This window comes from Dongia deserti (assembly GCF_003574735.1).
In the GTDB taxonomy this organism is placed as follows: Bacteria; Pseudomonadota; Alphaproteobacteria; order Dongiales; family Dongiaceae; genus Dongia_A; species Dongia_A deserti.
The window spans coordinates 148,037-163,453 of the sequence record NZ_QORW01000012.1 but is presented as its reverse complement, the minus strand read 5'-3'; the positions used below and the strand labels follow the sequence as shown (position 1 = coordinate 163,453).

17 protein-coding genes and 1 tRNA gene are annotated in these 15,417 nt (G+C 64.8%); 15 read left to right on the top strand and 3 right to left on the bottom strand.

What is annotated here, in order from left to right; genetic code table 11:
* Window positions 1-670 precede the first annotated feature (670 nt).
* The 10 genes from DTX69_RS30255 to tatC all read left to right on the top strand — a co-directional run bounded on the left by DTX69_RS30255 (window position 671) and on the right by tatC (window position 9,584).
* Window positions 671-1,543 carry an SPOR domain-containing protein gene (locus DTX69_RS30255; RefSeq protein WP_162917368.1) on the top strand — a complete coding sequence of 291 codons (873 nt, stop codon included), beginning with the start codon at window positions 671-673 and terminating at the stop codon, window positions 1,541-1,543.
* A 35-nt stretch (window positions 1,544-1,578) separates the two neighbouring features.
* Window positions 1,579-2,580, top strand: coding sequence for a beta-N-acetylhexosaminidase (nagZ, locus tag DTX69_RS19625; RefSeq protein ID WP_119303245.1), 1,002 nt, complete (start codon window positions 1,579-1,581; stop codon window positions 2,578-2,580).
* A gap of 41 nt (window positions 2,581-2,621) precedes the next feature.
* Complete coding sequence (locus DTX69_RS19620) at window positions 2,622-3,317, top strand: site-2 protease family protein (protein WP_119303244.1); 696 nt, start codon at window positions 2,622-2,624, stop codon at window positions 3,315-3,317.
* On the top strand, window positions 3,314-4,159 hold the full coding sequence (locus tag DTX69_RS19615; protein WP_284735928.1) for a segregation and condensation protein A: 846 nt from the start codon (window positions 3,314-3,316) through the stop codon (window positions 4,157-4,159). The genes DTX69_RS19620 and DTX69_RS19615 overlap by 4 nt, the downstream gene beginning before the upstream one ends.
* Window positions 4,156-5,040, top strand: a complete 885-nt coding sequence (gene scpB, locus DTX69_RS31060; protein WP_119303243.1) for an SMC-Scp complex subunit ScpB — start codon at window positions 4,156-4,158, stop codon at window positions 5,038-5,040. Before DTX69_RS19615 ends, scpB begins: the two co-directional genes overlap by 4 nt.
* A 126-nt stretch (window positions 5,041-5,166) precedes the next feature.
* The gene (locus tag DTX69_RS19605) at window positions 5,167-6,867 is read left to right on the top strand and encodes an ABC transporter permease (RefSeq protein ID WP_284735927.1); all 1,701 of its coding nucleotides are present in this window, start codon (window positions 5,167-5,169) and stop codon (window positions 6,865-6,867) included.
* Entirely contained in the window at window positions 6,867-7,937 is a 1,071-nt protein-coding gene (locus tag DTX69_RS31055; protein ID WP_119303279.1) for an ABC transporter ATP-binding protein, read from the top strand. Before DTX69_RS19605 ends, DTX69_RS31055 begins: the two co-directional genes overlap by 1 nt.
* Window positions 7,938-8,049: 112 nt before the next feature.
* Window positions 8,050-8,256 carry a twin-arginine translocase TatA/TatE family subunit gene (tatA, locus tag DTX69_RS19595; protein WP_119303242.1) on the top strand — a complete coding sequence of 69 codons (207 nt, stop codon included), beginning with the start codon at window positions 8,050-8,052 and terminating at the stop codon, window positions 8,254-8,256.
* A gap of 33 nt (window positions 8,257-8,289) precedes the next feature.
* On the top strand, window positions 8,290-8,748 hold the full coding sequence (tatB, locus tag DTX69_RS19590) for a Sec-independent protein translocase protein TatB (RefSeq protein ID WP_119303241.1): 459 nt from the start codon (window positions 8,290-8,292) through the stop codon (window positions 8,746-8,748).
* Between the two features lie 5 nt (window positions 8,749-8,753).
* On the top strand, window positions 8,754-9,584 hold the full coding sequence (gene tatC / locus DTX69_RS19585; RefSeq protein WP_119303240.1) for a twin-arginine translocase subunit TatC: 831 nt from the start codon (window positions 8,754-8,756) through the stop codon (window positions 9,582-9,584).
* On the opposite strand, the gene DTX69_RS19580 is transcribed toward tatC, so the two are convergent.
* Genes DTX69_RS19580 through mce form a run of 3 tightly spaced genes read right to left on the bottom strand, consistent with a single transcriptional unit; the run spans window position 9,569 to window position 10,795 of the window.
* On the bottom strand, window positions 9,569-10,132 hold the full coding sequence (locus tag DTX69_RS19580) for a DNA-3-methyladenine glycosylase I (protein WP_119303239.1): 564 nt from the start codon (window positions 10,130-10,132) through the stop codon (window positions 9,569-9,571). The two genes, tatC and DTX69_RS19580, sit on opposite strands and share 16 nt — an antisense overlap.
* Window positions 10,133-10,134: 2 nt before the next feature.
* Entirely contained in the window at window positions 10,135-10,389 is a 255-nt protein-coding gene (locus tag DTX69_RS19575; RefSeq protein WP_119303238.1) for a DUF1467 family protein, read from the bottom strand.
* A 1-nt stretch (window position 10,390) separates the two neighbouring features.
* Window positions 10,391-10,795: a methylmalonyl-CoA epimerase gene (gene mce / locus DTX69_RS19570; RefSeq protein WP_119303237.1), complete on the bottom strand. Its 405-nt coding sequence runs from the start codon at window positions 10,793-10,795 to the stop codon at window positions 10,391-10,393.
* 310 nt (window positions 10,796-11,105) lie between these two features.
* On the opposite strand from mce, the gene DTX69_RS19565 reads away from it, so the two are divergent.
* From DTX69_RS19565 to DTX69_RS19545, 5 genes are all read left to right on the top strand, one after another.
* The gene (locus DTX69_RS19565) at window positions 11,106-11,795 is read left to right on the top strand and encodes a FecR family protein (RefSeq protein ID WP_162917367.1); all 690 of its coding nucleotides are present in this window, start codon (window positions 11,106-11,108) and stop codon (window positions 11,793-11,795) included.
* Window positions 11,796-11,798: 3 nt separating this feature from the next.
* A complete protein-coding gene (locus DTX69_RS19560) occupies window positions 11,799-12,203 on the top strand; it encodes a nuclear transport factor 2 family protein (RefSeq protein WP_119303235.1) in 405 nt (134 codons plus the stop codon).
* A gap of 81 nt (window positions 12,204-12,284) precedes the next feature.
* Window positions 12,285-13,607, top strand: coding sequence for an SPOR domain-containing protein (locus tag DTX69_RS19555; protein WP_284735926.1), 1,323 nt, complete (start codon window positions 12,285-12,287; stop codon window positions 13,605-13,607).
* 32 nt (window positions 13,608-13,639) lie between these two features.
* Window positions 13,640-15,142 carry an NAD(P)H-hydrate dehydratase gene (locus DTX69_RS19550; RefSeq protein WP_119303233.1) on the top strand — a complete coding sequence of 501 codons (1,503 nt, stop codon included), beginning with the start codon at window positions 13,640-13,642 and terminating at the stop codon, window positions 15,140-15,142.
* 134 nt (window positions 15,143-15,276) lie between these two features.
* A tRNA-Leu gene (locus DTX69_RS19545) sits at window positions 15,277-15,361 on the top strand.
* Window positions 15,362-15,417 lie beyond the last annotated feature (56 nt).

Genomic DNA, 15,417 nt, shown 5'->3' with positions numbered 1-15,417 from the left:
GGAGAAGCGAGCCATGTCGTCTGAAAAGCCCGACCAGATTCAAGCGAGCGTCGCCGCTGCCTTGAGCCGTTTGCGTGGAGACCTCGGCCCGTCCGGAGCCACCGCTCCAAAGATCGAGGAGCAACATGGGGGCGAACGCCCGCGGCCGGCCAATGATGTGCGGGGCGACCCGTTTTTCAGGTCGATTCAGTCCCCGCCATTGGGAGCGGGAATGACTGCGCCAGGGCGTGCGGCAATTCCGATGACACCTTTCCCACGGATGCAGGCGCCTGAAGAAGAACCGGCAGAAACAGGATCTCCGATGCCGGATTCCGCTGATTCTCCGGCGCCGGAACCAACCTCGATCATTGAGATGCCGGAAATGCCGGAGCAGAGACTGGAAACCGATCACGTTTCAATGGCGGAGCCTCGGGCCACAGGTTCCGACGCAGCGCAATCGCCCTCCCAATCTCCCGCAGCCTCAGCGGCGCAGATGGCCGCGCCACAGCCGTCCGGCAGCGCGTCGCCTTTGGCGCGCATGATAGCCGGCAAGGCCCAGCCCGGTTCTGCCGATCCGGCGCAGCGCGATCTGCTAGCGGAGCTGCCCCCGCCCCCCATTAGCGGTCCGCTGCGGACTGATACGGAACCGAGCGCAATGCACCGTCGCCGACGCAATCGCAGGCTGCTGGCGATGGCGGCTGTCATCATCGTCGCTGCCATCGGCGCCTGGCTGTGGACGGGCAGTACGCCGAGCACGGAGGTGCCGGTAATCACGGCGGAGGCCACACCTGAGAAGGTGAAGCCTGCCGAAGAGGGCGGCCTGCAAGTCCAGAACCAGGACGTCCAGGTGCTGGACCCTTCGGCCAAGACCCAGGGCGAAACCGTGATGCCTGAGCCGGAGCAGCCGATCACGCCGCCCGGGCCCAGCGCAGATCAGGCGCCGACCGTGGTGGAGAACGGCCAAGCTAGCCCCGGCACAGCGGCGGAGGCCCCCACGGGCGACACACAGCCGGCACCAGGTGTCCCCCTGGTCGAGACGCCCCTTCCGGCCATGGAAGAGAATGGCTCCACGACAGCCGCCAAGGAGCCCGCGCCAGCGGCCCCCGCAGCGCCAGTCGTGTCCGCGCCAGAGCCCGCGCAGCCAGAACCGACGCAGTCGGCGGAAGCGCCGGCAACCACCCAATCCGAGCCGGCTCAAAGCACCGCCGGGCCGACGGCGGCGCAAGCTGCCCAGCCTGACCCGTCGGCCACGCAAGCAGCACCGACGCAAGAGGCGGCCGCAACGCCTTCAACCTCGGCCCCTTCGGCCGCGACCGGCAACACGCGGGTGCAGCTGGCCGCCGGCAAGTCGGAGGCCTCTGTGGAGCAGGAGTGGGCCGCCTTGCAGAAGGCGCATCCCCAGTTGCTCGGCGACCTGAGCCTTACTGTCGAGCGCGTGGACAAAGGCGCGGCTGGTATATTCTACCGCATGCAGGCCGGGCCTTTGGCCGACAAGACCGCCGCGCGTCAGCTCTGCGCCAGCTTGAAGCAGCGAGGCCAGGACTGCATCGTGGTGGCCAAGTAGGCAGCGCTGCAGCGCGCGAAAGGAACGTTGATAGAATGAAGGCGGCGATTTTCGGGGTCTTGGGTCAGGCCCTGACGGATGAGGAGCGTGCGTTCTTCCGGGATGCTCAGCCGCTGGGATTCATCCTGTTCGCGCGCAACATCGGCGATCCCGATCAGGTCCGCCGGTTGGTGGCTGACCTGCGCGCCTCCGTCGACCACGCGGACGCCCCGGTCCTGATCGACCAGGAAGGCGGACGGGTGCAGCGCCTGCGGCCGCCGCATTGGCGCGCGGCAGCGCCGGCAGCCAGCTTCGGAAGGTTGGCGGCGCAGCGCGCGAGCGATGGGCGCAAAGCGGTCTTCCTCAATCATCAGCTGATCGGGGCAGAGCTCGCGGCGCTCGGCATTGATGTCGATTGCGCGCCGCTGATCGACGTGCATCAGCCCGGCGCGCATGACGTGATCGGGGACCGCGCCTTCAGTGGCGATCCGGAGCAGGTGGCCGAACTCGGTCGCGCCGCAGCCGATGGTTTAATGTCGGCGGGCATCACTCCGGTTATCAAGCATATTCCCGGCCATGGCCGATCGATGGTCGACAGCCACCACGACCTGCCGCGGGTCAGCACGCCCCACGAGGAATTGGCGCGCATCGATTTCGTGCCGTTCAAGCGCCTGGCCGATCTGCCATGGGGGATGACGGCGCACATCGTCTACGAAGCGATCGATCCCGATCAGCCCGCGACCCTGTCAACCAAAGTGATCTCCGACGTCATCCGTGGCGAGATCGGGTTTGAGGGCCTCCTGCTGAGTGATGACCTGTCCATGCAGGCTCTGCGCGGAAGCCTGACAGAGCTAGCGCAGGGATCCGTCGCGGCCGGCTGCGACATCGCTCTCCACTGCAACGGCAAGATGGAGGAAATGGTTCAAGTGGCGGCCGGCGCTCCGCCCTTGTCGAAGGCGGGTCTGGAGCGCTACACACGTGGCCGCCGCCAGGTGCGCAGGGGCCAGCTTGCGAAGCTGGATCAGATCGAGAAAGAACTCGCTGTCCTGCTTGCCTGACATCTTTGTCGCGGCTCAAGTATTTTGCTCGGAGTCGCGGCTTGTCGCCTGAAATTACACTACTTCTTCTTAAAGTGATCATCTATGCGCCGGGGATCATCCTGGCGATTACGCTGCATGAGGCATCGCACGGCTACGTCGCCTGGAAGCTGGGCGACGACACCGCTTACATGCTTGGCCGGGTGACCTTCAATCCATTGCGCCATATCGACCCACTGGGCACAATCATCCTGCCAGCATTGCTCGTTGCAACGACGGGCTTCATGTTCGGCTACGCAAAACCGGTGCCGGTGAATTTCCGGAAACTGCGCGACCCCAAGCGGGACATGGTACTGGTCGCGGCGGCAGGCCCGGCCAGCAATATCGTGATTGCGCTCGCGTCTGCCATTGCACTCCGGCTGATGCCGGGTACCGCCACGATGACGACCGCGGTAATTGCCGAGATTTTTATGTATTCCATTTTTTTCAATGTGATCATCGCGATTTTTAACATGATCCCGCTGCCGCCACTGGACGGCGGGCGAGTCGCTGTGGGATTGCTGCCATATCCGCTGTCCTGGTATTTGGCGCGGCTAGAGCGCTATGGGATGGTCATCCTTCTGGGCGCGCTCATCGGCCTGCCATTGATAGGCCAGCAGATGGGAACTGACCTCAACATCTTTCGCTGGTTCATCATGCCGATTGTCGACTATGTCCAGGGCCTGATCTATCTCGTGACGGGTAACACCGCGCCATGACGGCGAGCATGATGGACGAAGAGTTCGACAAGGATTTTGCGGCCGACGAGACTGCCTCCGCTGGGCCCACGGGTGAGTTCGAGTTGCATCTCGATCTCGACGGGTTCGAAGGGCCGATCGACGTCCTGCTGACCCTGGCGCGCGATCAGAAGGTCGATCTCAAAAAGATCTCGATCCTGGAACTGGCCGATCAGTATCTCGCCTTCATCGCGCGTGCGCGGCGACTGAGGCTGGAGATCGCCGCCGATTACCTTGTGATGGCAGCGTGGCTCGCCTACTTGAAGTCGCGCCTGCTGCTGCCTGAGCCGCCGGCAGATGGCGAGCCGAGCGGTGCCGAGCTGGCAGCCGCCCTGGCGTTCCAGCTGCAGCGGCTGGAGGCGATGCAAAAGGCCGGGCAGGAATTGATGGCGCTGCCGCAATATGGTCGCGACTTCTTCGGGCGCGGCTTGCCGGAGCCGATGAAGATCGTCGAGAAGCCGGTCTACAAGCTCACCCTCTATGATTTGCTGAAGGCTTACGGCAACTATCCCGGCCGGCGCAACGAAGGCCTGCTGCAGATCGCACCCATGAATCTGTTCTCGATGGACGATGCACTGCATCGGATCGGCGAGATGCTGGGGCAGGTGCTGGACTGGACCACGCTGCAGGCGTTCCTGCCACCGGGGCTGCAGCGCGGCCTGCAGCGCCGCGCCGCTTTGGCCGCGACCTTTGCCGCCAGCCTGGAGCTTGCGCGCACAGGCCGTATCGAGCTCAGGCAGGAGCAATTGTTCGGCCCGATCTACATGCGCCGCGGCGAGAACATGGCCACGCCCGAGACTGTGAACACCGAAGGACTGCAATGACCGACGATCGCTATCAATTGCTGCGACTGCTCGAGGCCATCCTGTTCGCCGCTACCGAGCCCATGAGCGAGGACCAACTGGCGGGTCGCATGCCCGAGGGCGCCGACATCAATGGCCTGTTGCAGGAGCTGAAGGATCAATACGCCAATCGCGGCGTGCATCTGCTGGCATTCGAGGATCGCTGGGCGTTCCGCACGGCGCCGGATCTGGCTTCGAAGTTCCACATCGAGAAGGAAGTCGTGCGCAAGCTGAGTCGCGCGGCGGTCGAGACGCTCGCGATCATCGCCTATCACCAGCCAGTGACCCGCGCGGAGATTGAGGAAATCCGCGGTGTCGCCATTTCCAAGGGCACGCTCGACATGCTGCTGGAGATCGGCTGGATCAGGCCGAAGGGCCGGCGCGAGACGCCGGGTCGCCCGGTGACATGGGCGACGACCGACACCTTCTTGGAGCATTTCGGACTGGAGAGCTGCGATGCCTTGCCTGGCGTGGAAGAGCTGAAAGCGGCCGGCCTGCTGGATGCGCGCGCCACGGTGGCGACCCTCGGTACGCAGGGTCTGCCGAATGGCGGCGCGGTAGCCGAGGAGCCGGAGGACGAGGAGGGCAATATCTCTGACATGCTGGCCCAGCCGGCCGAGGAAGGATCGGAGGCGGACGGTGAGGCCGCGGACGACGAGTACGATGCCGAGGCCCTGCGCCGCGCCGAAGCCGAGGCCCAGGCAGCAGCGGAGGAAGCCGAGGAGCCGAGCGCTGATTCCGAAGGTGAGGCTGTGGAGCCCGAGGGGGAGGGTACAGAGCCAGAAAGCGAGGACGTCGAGGAGGACAGCGACGACGATCTGTCCGGGTCTACGGAGCCCAAGGCCGCTGCACAGTCTGCCTGACAGCTATCCAGACGTCGAATTGCAATTCAGAATAAGTCGCACTAGGGTCAAGGGGCGCCTCCGCCGGTGAGTGCCGGCGCTCCATGAACTCTTTGCGCGGGGCAAGCCCGCCGGACGGAACTTCGCTTGAGCCTGCTGTCGCACCCGCAAGCCGCTACTCCGGTTCGTTTCGGTGCGCGCCACTGGGGCTGGCCGTCGCGCTGGACGATCGTCGCCTGCGGCCTTGCATTGCTGATTGCGGCGCCGGTCATCTCCGTGCTGATCAACGCGTTCGGCGCGCGTAGCGACATCTGGCAGCATCTGGTCGAGACCGTCCTCAGCAACTATGTGACCAACTCGCTGCTCATCATGACCGGCGTCACGATCGGCGTGCTCATCGTCGGCGTGCCGGCGGCGTGGATGACGACCCTGTGCCGCTTTCCCGGCCGGCGGCTGTTCGATTGGGCGTTGCTGCTGCCGATGGCGTTTCCCGCCTACGTGATCGCCTACGCCTATACCGGATTGCTCGACTACGCAGGCCCCGTGCAGACTAGCTTGCGCGACTTCGTCGGCGATCCGCAGGGGCTGCGCTGGCTGCCCGAAGTTCGCTCCTTGCCGGGCGCCATCGTAATGCTGGTGCTGGTGCTTTATCCCTACGTGTATCTCCTCGCGCGTGCCGCTTTCCTCGAGCAGTCGGTCTGCGTGCTGGAAGTGAGCCGCACGCTCGGCTGCTCGCCCTGGAGCAGCTTCCGCCGCGTCGCACTGCCGTTGGCGCGGCCTGCCATCGCGGCCGGCGTGGCGCTGGCGTTGATGGAAGCGTTGAACGATTACGGCACCGTATCGTACTTCGGGATCAACACGCTGGTGACCGGCATCTTCCGCGTCTGGCGCGGCATGGGCGATCCGGTCGCCGCCTCGCAGATCGCGGTCATCCTGCTGCTGTTCGTGTTTACCTTGCTCGCGATCGAGCGCTCGTCGCGCGGGCGCGCGAGCTATGCGCATTCGACGGCACGCTATCGGCCGCTGCCGCGCTACAAGCTGCGCGGCTGGGCGGCGCTCGGCGCGATCGTTGGCTGCGCGGTGCCGGTGGTGCTGGGCTTTGCGCTGCCAGCGGTGATGTTGCTCCATTGGGCACTGAGCAGCCCGGAGTTCTGGCAGAACGCGCGCTTCCTGGGCTTGCTGCGCAATTCCTTCCTGCTGGCCGGCCTGGCGGCGCTGCTGGTCCTCGCAGTGGCCGTCATTCTGGCCTATGCACTGCGATTGCATCCGACGCCGGCCACGCGCCTTGCCGTACGCGTGGCAAGCGCCGGTTACGCGGTGCCAGGCGCAGTCCTCGCGATCGGCGTGCTGCTGCCGCTGGCGTCGCTCGATCACATCGTCGCCAACTGGGCCAAGGCACAGTTCGGATGGAGCATCGGTCTGGTTTTCACCGGGACTCTGGCCGCGGTCACTTATGCGTATCTCGCACGTTTCCTGACCATCAGCTTCAGCGCAGTCGAGGCGAGCCTGGCGAAGATCACGATCAGCATGGACCTCGCGGCGCGCTCCTTGGGACGTGCCCCAAGCCAGACGCTTGGCCTGATCCATCTGCCGATCATGCGCGGCACATTGTTGACCGCAGCGATCCTGGTGTTCGTCGATGTGCTGAAGGAATTGCCGGCAACCTTGGTCTTGCGACCGTTCAATTTCGACACGCTCGCGACCCGCACCTACGATCTTGCTTCCGATGAGCGGCTGGTGGAGGCGGCGGGCCCGGCACTGGCGATCGGGCTGGTCGGCATCTTGCCGGTCTATCTGCTGTCACGTGCGATCCGCGCGGCGCGCCCCGGGGCGGGGAAGGACCAGTGATGCAGCCGCACGACGCATTGGTCCTGCAGGATCTCTACCACGACTACGATCGCCTGCGCGCGGTCGACGGTGTGTCGCTATCGGTGAGAGCCGGCGAGGTCGTTTGCCTGGTCGGGCCGTCTGGCTGCGGCAAATCGACCGTGCTGCGGCTGGCGGCCGGCCTTGAGGCGCTCCAGAGCGGGCGCGTCTCTATGCGTGGCGAAGTGGTCGGTGATCCCGCCAAGCGAATCGGCGTGCCACCCGAGCGCCGCCATGTTGGGCTGGTGTTCCAGGATTTCGCTCTGTTCCCGCACCTGACGGTTGGCGACAACGTCGCCTTCGGCTTGAGCCAGGTGCCTGCGGCGGATCGCGATAAGCGGGTGCGCGACGTGCTGCGCCAGGTGGAGATGGAGAACTATCTCGACGCCTATCCCCATGCCCTGTCCGGCGGGCAGCAGCAGCGGGTGGCGCTCGCCCGCGCGCTCGCGCCGGAGCCGTCCGTGCTGCTGCTGGATGAGCCGTTCTCCGGCCTCGATGAGCGGCTCAGGGAGCAGGTGCGCGACGACACGCTGCGCCTCCTGCGGCGCAACGGAACGGCGGCGCTGCTGGTGACCCACGACCCGGAAGAGGCCCTGTTCATGGCGGATCGCATCTACCTAATGCGTGCCGGGAGGATCGTGCAGAGCGGGCCGCCGCAGGAGCTCTACTACCGGCCGGCCGATTTGTTCGTCGCCAGCTTCTTCTCCCGCGTCAACGAAATCCGAGGCGTGGTCCGCGACGGGCATGTAGAGGGCCCGCTGGGGCGGCTGTGTGCCCCGGACCGCCAGGAAGGCGAGCGGGTGGTGGTGACCTTCCGGCCGGAAGCAGTCAGCCTAGCGCCGGTGCTGGGGGACCAAGCGGATGGCTTGAATGTTGAAGTACAGGATACCCATTTCCTGGGGACAGGATGGGTCGTGCATGTCCTGGTGCAGGACGCTGAAGGACGGGATGTGAAGCTATCGGTCCGGCTCCATGGCCGGCCGCCCAAGGCGGGCGAGCGGGTCGCCCTCAGGGTCCCCTCGGACGCCATTCTCATGTTCCCGGAAACGTGAAGTTCCAACGGCTTACACGACCTTAAGTCAAATGTCTTAGCGTGCGGCTTTTGTTGCAGCCCCCCGGTCATTCTGCGATAGTCCGCCCGCAAAACACCCAAGGAGAACCCGAATGGGGAGCTTCAGTATTTGGCATTGGCTAGTCGTTCTAGCCATCATTCTCGTCCTGTTCGGCGGCGGCGGTAAGATTCCGCGCCTGATGAAGGACCTTGGCCAGGGCATCACCGCCTTCCGGAAGGGCCTCAAGGAGCCCAAGGAGGGCGAGCAGGCTCAGTCCGAGAACACCGATAAGCAGCAGAGCGTGATCGACCGCTCCTAAGACGCGGCCGGTCGTGGTTGGAAGGCGTCCTCGATGTTCGATCTGGGCTGGAGCGAGCTGCTGATCATCGGAGTGGTCGCCTTGGTCGTCCTGGGACCGAAGGAGCTGCCGAACGCGCTCCGGACCGTCAGCAATCTGACCAAGACGGCGCGCAAGCTGGCTGGCGAGTTCCAGAGCGGCATCAACGACATCGTGCGCGAGGCCGACCTTGAGGACGCGCGCAAGGCTGCGCAGTCCATCAGCAAGGGCTCCATCTCCAAGACGGTCGAAAACGCCGTCGATCCGACCGGCGAGCTGAAATCGACCGTCACAGGCGTGGAGGACGAACTCAAGGACAAGCCGCAGATTTCGCCGGTCGGCCCGATTACGCCGGCGCCGCCGGTCGCATCGACCCCGCGAGCGAGTCCCGCGCTTACCGCCCCGGAACAGCAACCCACGAAGGAGGGTGAGGCCGCCGACAGCGCCACCTCCAAGGCCGAGGCGAAAGTATAGATTTCATGGCGGGTGCCGAAGACGAGAAGAAGATGCCGTTGCTCGATCATCTGGTCGAGTTGCGCCGGCGGCTACTCTATTCGGTGGTGGCGTTCATCGCCGCCTTCATCGTCTGCTTCTATTTCGCCAAGCCAATGTTCGATTTCCTGGGCGCGCCGCTGGCGGACTATTTCCACGACCAGGCGGGCCGCAGATTCATCTACACCAGCTTGGTCGAGCCTTTCTTCACCCAGGTGAAGCTGGCGGCCTTCGGCGCGCTCTGCGTCTCGTTCCCCATCGTTGCCGGGCAGATCTGGGCGTTCGTGGCGCCAGGCCTCTACAAAAACGAGCGGCGGGCATTCCTGCCGTTTCTGGCCGCGACGCCCTTCATGTTCCTGCTTGGCGCAGCCTTCTTCTACTACGTGCTATTTCCCTGGATGATCCAGTTCTTCGGCAGCTTCCAGGACCCCGGCGGTGAGGGCAGGCTGCCTGTCGAGATGGAGAACAAAGTCGGTGAATATGTCGGCCTCGCGATGACCATGATCATCGCCTTCGGCCTGTGTTTCCAGTTGCCGGTGCTGCTTACGCTGCTGGCGCGCGTCGGCCTCGTGTCCGCTGCGGGGCTGGCGGCCAAGCGACGCTATGCGATCGTGCTGGTGGTCGTCGTGGCGGCGGTCGTGACCCCGCCCGACGTGATCAGCCAGCTCAGCCTGGCGATGCCACTGATCCTGCTCTACGAGATTTCCATCCTGCTCGCGCGGATGGTCGAGAAGCGGCGCGCGCAGCAGGACGCTGAGCTCGAGCGCGAACTCGATGAGGACGACGACAAGTCCGTCCGGGCTCAGGCTTCTGAGTAAACGAAGCCCTTTCGTTCAGCGTCGATCCAGGCCGGCTTCAGTTTTGCGATGCGCTTGTAGATCGGACAGCCGGCATGATGCGCGCCGGGCAGGTAGCCGATGCTCATCAGAAACTCGCCCACGATCTCTCCGCCGGTGAAGACGAACGTCTTCTTGAACAGCTTCACCCATTCGTCCTTGCGCTTGGGGTGGTGCGACCTCAGCCAATCTGCAAACGAGCCGACGTCGCGCTGGATCGCGTTGATGCGCTTCGCGTTCTCGACGGTTGCCTCGATTTTCATGCGATTGCGAATGATTGATTCATCCTTCATTAAACGGTCGACGTCGCGCGGCGCGAGGCGCGCCACCTTCTCGATCCGGAAGTCGCGAAACGCTTTGCGGAACGCTTCCTGGCGCTTGAGGATGGTGAGCCAGCTCAAGCCGGCCTGATTGATTTCGAGGATCAGCCGCTCGAACAGCATGTCGTCATCTGTGATCGGAAAGCCGTAGTGTGATTCGTGGTAGGGCCCGTGCCATTCATGGCCCGGGGCGATTTCGCAATACGTCATGGCTAGTTTCCGGTCTGATAAAGCGAGAGCAGCGAATATCCAAGAACCTGCGTGACGTAGTAGTAGACACCCCACAGAACCAAGGAAATGGCAGTGGTAACCAGTGCCTTGCGGCCTAGGTTCGGGTTGACCGGCGCGCCTGGATCGTGGCCTGGCTCAGGCTCGGGGGTGTGCCGGACGCCCCACGGCAGGACCGCGAACAGCACCACGAACCAGATCAGCAGAAAGATCGCCGCCTGCGAAAACCAATAGCTCACGTTACGCCTGCTCGAGCTCGATCAAGGTGCCGTAGAAATCCTTGGGATGAAGGAACAGCACCGGCTTGTCGTGCGCGCCGATCTTCGGCTCCCCGTCGCCCAGCACGCGGGCGCCCTCGGCCTTCAGCCGGTCGCGCGCGGCGTAGATGTCGTCCACCTCATAGCAGACGTGATGGATGCCGCCGCTCGGATTGCGCTCGAGAAACGCCTTGATCGGAGAGGCATCCCCCAGCGGATGCAGCAGCTCGATCTTGGTGTTGGGCAGCTCCACGAACACGACCGTGACGCCGTGCGCCGGCTGCGGCATCGGCGCCGAGACCTTGGCACCGAGCGTGCCGGCATAGGTGGTCGACGCAGCCGCCAGATCCGGGACGGCAATAGCCACGTGATTCAATCGCCCGATCATTCTTCCTCCTGCGTGCCGCAATGTTGCAGTGCCAAAGCGCGTGTGCAAGACCTGGGTAGGTCTTTGAACCAGCGGTATTTTCCGACTTCGCGCAGGCGGCGGTTTGTGATCCCGCGCACTTCATCCTGGTTGGCCGCGGTCCATCTATACTGGCCTGGGAAGGCTCTTCCGAAATCGGAGTGCGCCCTTCTGGCTAGGTTTATCCTTGGCTTAAGCATATCATTTGCTTGAGCTTTTCGCCCGACCTGGGCGAGCAGGCAAGATGAGGGGTGGATCTGCGATGAAGCGTGCTTCGATAGGTCGAAAGTCCATGGCGATCTTGGCGGCGGCGGCCGCGCTCGGCTGCGTGGAGGCCCACTCCGCCATGGCCAAGAGTCCGGAAATCGGTGCGGTGATTCAGCGCACCTACCGCGGCGCGACCGCCGAGGGCGAAGAGCCGATGCGGTCCATCTATTACCGCGACAACGTGTTTGCACAGGAGCTGATCAGGACCGGCACCCGTGGCTCGACCGAGCTCGAGTTCCTCGACAACACGCATCTGGTCGTCGGACCGAATGGTGAGGTGCGGCTCGATGAGTTTGTCTACGATCCCTCGAGCGGAACGGGCGGCGGCCAGATTTCGCTGAAGCTCGGCGCTTTCCGCTATCAGAGTGGCGAGCTCAAGAACAAGGAGAATGTGAAACTGGTCACGCCCACGGCGACCATGACCATTCGGGGCACGCATCTCGTCATCTTCGTCGCGCCCGACGGCGCCACCGAAGTCAACGTGATCGAGGGCGCGGTGGACGTGCTGGCCTGCAACACGCCGAGCGTCGTGGCTGTTACTGCCGGGCAGCGGGTCAACGTCACCGCGGGCTGTGCGACGTCGGTTGCCGGACTGCGGGCTATGCCGCGCGATTACATCCCGCAGCAGCCGGGCTCGACGGAACCGCCGATCGGCGATCCCGGCAACGACGGGCCGACCGAAGGTCCAGAACCGGAGCAGGACCAGCGAGGGTAGTGCATGAGCGCCTTGGCGGCCGTCGAGTTCACGAACAGCGCTTTCTATGATGCGTTCTCGACTGCGAATATCGATCAGATGTCTGAGTTGTGGGCGGCCACCGACACGGTGTTCTGCTGCCATCCCGGGTGGCAGCCGATCCATGGCCGCGAGGCGGTGCTGCGTAGCTGGGCGGAAATCTTCACCAATGCTGGAGCAATGCCGATCTCGCATCGCGTGCTGGCGCGCGATCTGATCGGAGACATGGCCGTTGTCTGCTGCCTCGAATCGGTTGCGGGTCATGGCTTCATCGCCACCAATCTGTTCGTGCGCGATGGCAAGATCTGGCGCATGGTGCATCACCATGCCGGGCCCATCGCTGGTCCTGTGCCGGTCATTGCCGGCTCGCCCGAGCCGGCACCCAACTGAGGCGAGGCACTCCGGGTGCAAGGGCCCCGCGTTGCACGCATAAATCCGGCGGCGCATAGTGTTGCCATGGCGATTCGCACCATGATTCGGGGTCTGGTGGGGAAGTTTCGCGCGCTGGGTGCGGTGAGCGCGCGGCGTGTCGGGTTCGCATTTGGCGCCGCCTTCTTGCTGTTCTCATCCGCGGCGGCCGCCGACTATGCCGCAGGTTTGACCGCCTTCAACCGCAAGGAATATGCCCGCGCCTTCTCCGAATGGATTGAAAGCGCCAAAGCGGGCGATGCCCATGCGCAACATGGCCTCGGCATGCTTTACGAGCTGGGGCAGGGCGTGCCCCATGCCGATCCGAAGGCTGCTGCCGACTGGTACCAGAAGGCGGCGGCGCAGAGCTACGCGCCCGCGCTCAACAATCTTGCGCGGCTCTACGCTGATGGCCGCGGCGTCAAGCAGGACGTGCCGAAAGCGATCGAGCTGTGGTCGAAAGCTGCCGATGGCGGCAACATCACGGCGCGCTTCAATCTGGGCCTGCAATATGCATCCGGTAGCGGCGTCCCCAAGGACATGAAGAAGGCCGCCGGCTACATGCTGCAAGCGGCGGAAAGCGGCCTGCCCGAGGCCCAATTCGCGATTGCCAGCTACTATCGCGACGGCACGGGCGTTGCGAAGGATCTGGCTGCCGCGCGACTGTGGTATGAGCGTGCAGCGACGGCCGGCTTTGAGCCGGCGCGTGCGGAGCTTGCCGCGCTCGACAAGCCGACAGTCAGCTCAACGCCTGGGGAGGAGCAGCAGGCGCAGGCTCAGAAGTCCGAAACGCCGCCACCACAACCGCAGACCGGAGATACGAAACCGGCGGACAAACCGGCTGAAGCACAGCTGCCGGAATCCGTGCCGACCGAACCGCAGCAGGCAACTGCGTCACCGGCAACGGACGAAGCCAAGCAGCCGGATGCTCCATCGCTGCCGGAGGCGCCGGCGGAGGCTGCGATAGCCAAGCAGCCGATCACCGAACAAGACGTTCCGCCGCCTGCCGACGCGGAGCAGGCGGAAGAGAGCGCGGTGGAGAGTCCAGCCAGCGAGGCGCCGGCGCCCACGGAGGCGCAGGAGCCTGAGTCCGATCTGCCGGTCGCGGAATCGGTGACCGGTGATGCGCGGGTCTATCGCATCTGGCTCTATACGTCGGGGCAGGAGGGCGATGCGCGCTCCTACTGGAACAAGCTGACCATGCAGTATCCGGGCCTTCTCAGGAAACTGGAACTGGATCTCAGGCGGTATTTTCTGGGCGAAGCGAAAGGCTCGCTTTATCGTGTCTTCGCGGGTCCATTCAACAATCTTGGCGCCGCACAGAAAGCATGCGAGGACATCAAGCAGCGGTTCGGCAACCAGTTCTGCCGGCCTGTCCTCAACTAGCCAGCCTTCTCTATGCGCGAGGTGGGCGACTGATGCTTCCAGGCGATCATCCTGATTTGGCCGTGCTGACCGGTGCCGAGATGCGCGCCGCGGAACGCGCCGCCTTCGCCCGTGGCCTGCCGAGTTTCGAAGCGATGCGCCGTGCCGGCGTCGCGGTGGCGGATGCAATCATGGCGCGTTGGCCAGTGTACGGCAGTGGCGAGGTTCATGTGCTGTGCGGGCCCGGTAACAACGGTGGCGACGGCTTCATCGTCGCCGAGACTCTGCGCGGGGCCGGCTATCGCGTCCTTGCCCATGCGGTTCGTGCCAAGTCGAACTATGCCGGCGATGCGGCACGCGCCGCCTCCTTGTGGCAAGGTGATGTGCGGACGCCCGATCGCGCGACTTTTGCCGCTCTCGATCGGTCGGCAATCGTCGTGGATGCCTTGTTCGGGATCGGCCTCGATCGCGCGCTGGAGGGCGAGACCGCCGCCTTGAACGAAGCTGTGAACGCATCGCCGGCCACGGTGGTGGCTGTGGACATCGCGAGTGGCGTGCATGCCGATGACGGGCGCGCAATGGGCGTGGCGATCGATGCCGATCTTACGGTCACGTTCAACTGGCGCAAGCGCGGGCATGTCCTGCAACCCGGCGCAGGCAAGTGCGGCGAGACTCTCGTCGCCGATGTCGGCTTCGGTGCCGCGGATCTGTCGGCGGCGAACCCCGCCTGCTGGTTGAATGCGCCGGCTTTGTGGTCGTCGGCCTATCCGCTTCCGCAGCCGAGCGATCACAAATATCAGCGCGGTCACGCGATCATCGTCGGTGGCGGCGTCATGACCGGCGCCGCCCGCCTCGCGGCGCGTGCGGCGCGGCGTGTGGGCATCGGCCTGCTGACGATGGCCGTGCCGCCGGAGGCTTGGCCGATCTATGCCGGCGACCTGCCCGGCGCGATCGTCCGCCCGGTTGCAGACTTGGCGGCGTTTGCCGCAATTGCAGGCGATGAGCGCATTTCCGCACTCCTGGTCGGCAGCGGCCTGGAGCCCGATGCCCATACCGGCGATCTCGTGCGGACTTGCATCGCCTTCGGCCGGCCGATGGTCATTGATGGCGGCGGGTTGACCGTGTTGGCGGGCAGCGACGCCCTGGTCGGTGGTCATGCGGAGATCGTGCTGACGCCGCACGAGGGCGAGTTCGGCCGGCTGTTCCCGGACCTGGTGGCACGTGCCAGCAAGATCGAGCGCGCGGTACAGGCTGCTCGCCGGACCGGCTGCATCATTGTGCTGAAGGGCTCGGACACCGTTATCGCGGCGCCGGATGGCGGCACCATCATCTCCGGTTGCGCGCCCCCGACGCTGGCGACGGCCGGGTCGGGCGATGTTCTGGCCGGCATCATCACCGGCCTGCTGGGACTTCATCTGCCGCCGTTTCTGGCGGCTTCCATGGGGGTGTGGCTGCACGTCCGGGCGGCGGAAGGCTTTGGCATCGGGTTGATCGCGGAGGATTTGCCCGACCGGCTGCCGGCCGCTTTGGCCAAAGCCCTGGGGCGAAAGGGTTAATTCCACGGCGGCAAAGTGGGCCCGCGCGGTGCCGGGATTTGGCTTTTTCCTTGTGCCAACGCCCAGCGTGGGATACATCCGCGCCCGACAACCGCGGGGCGGCAACCCGCGATGGCGCTTGAGATGAACGCCGGGCGGGCGTGGCGGAACTGGTAGACGCGCTGGATTTAGGTTCCAGTGACGCAAGTCGTGGGGGTTCAAGTCCCTCCGCCCGCACCACCCGACTTTCGCCAGCCATCGCTTTGCCGGTACCGCCAACAACGATCAATCAGCGG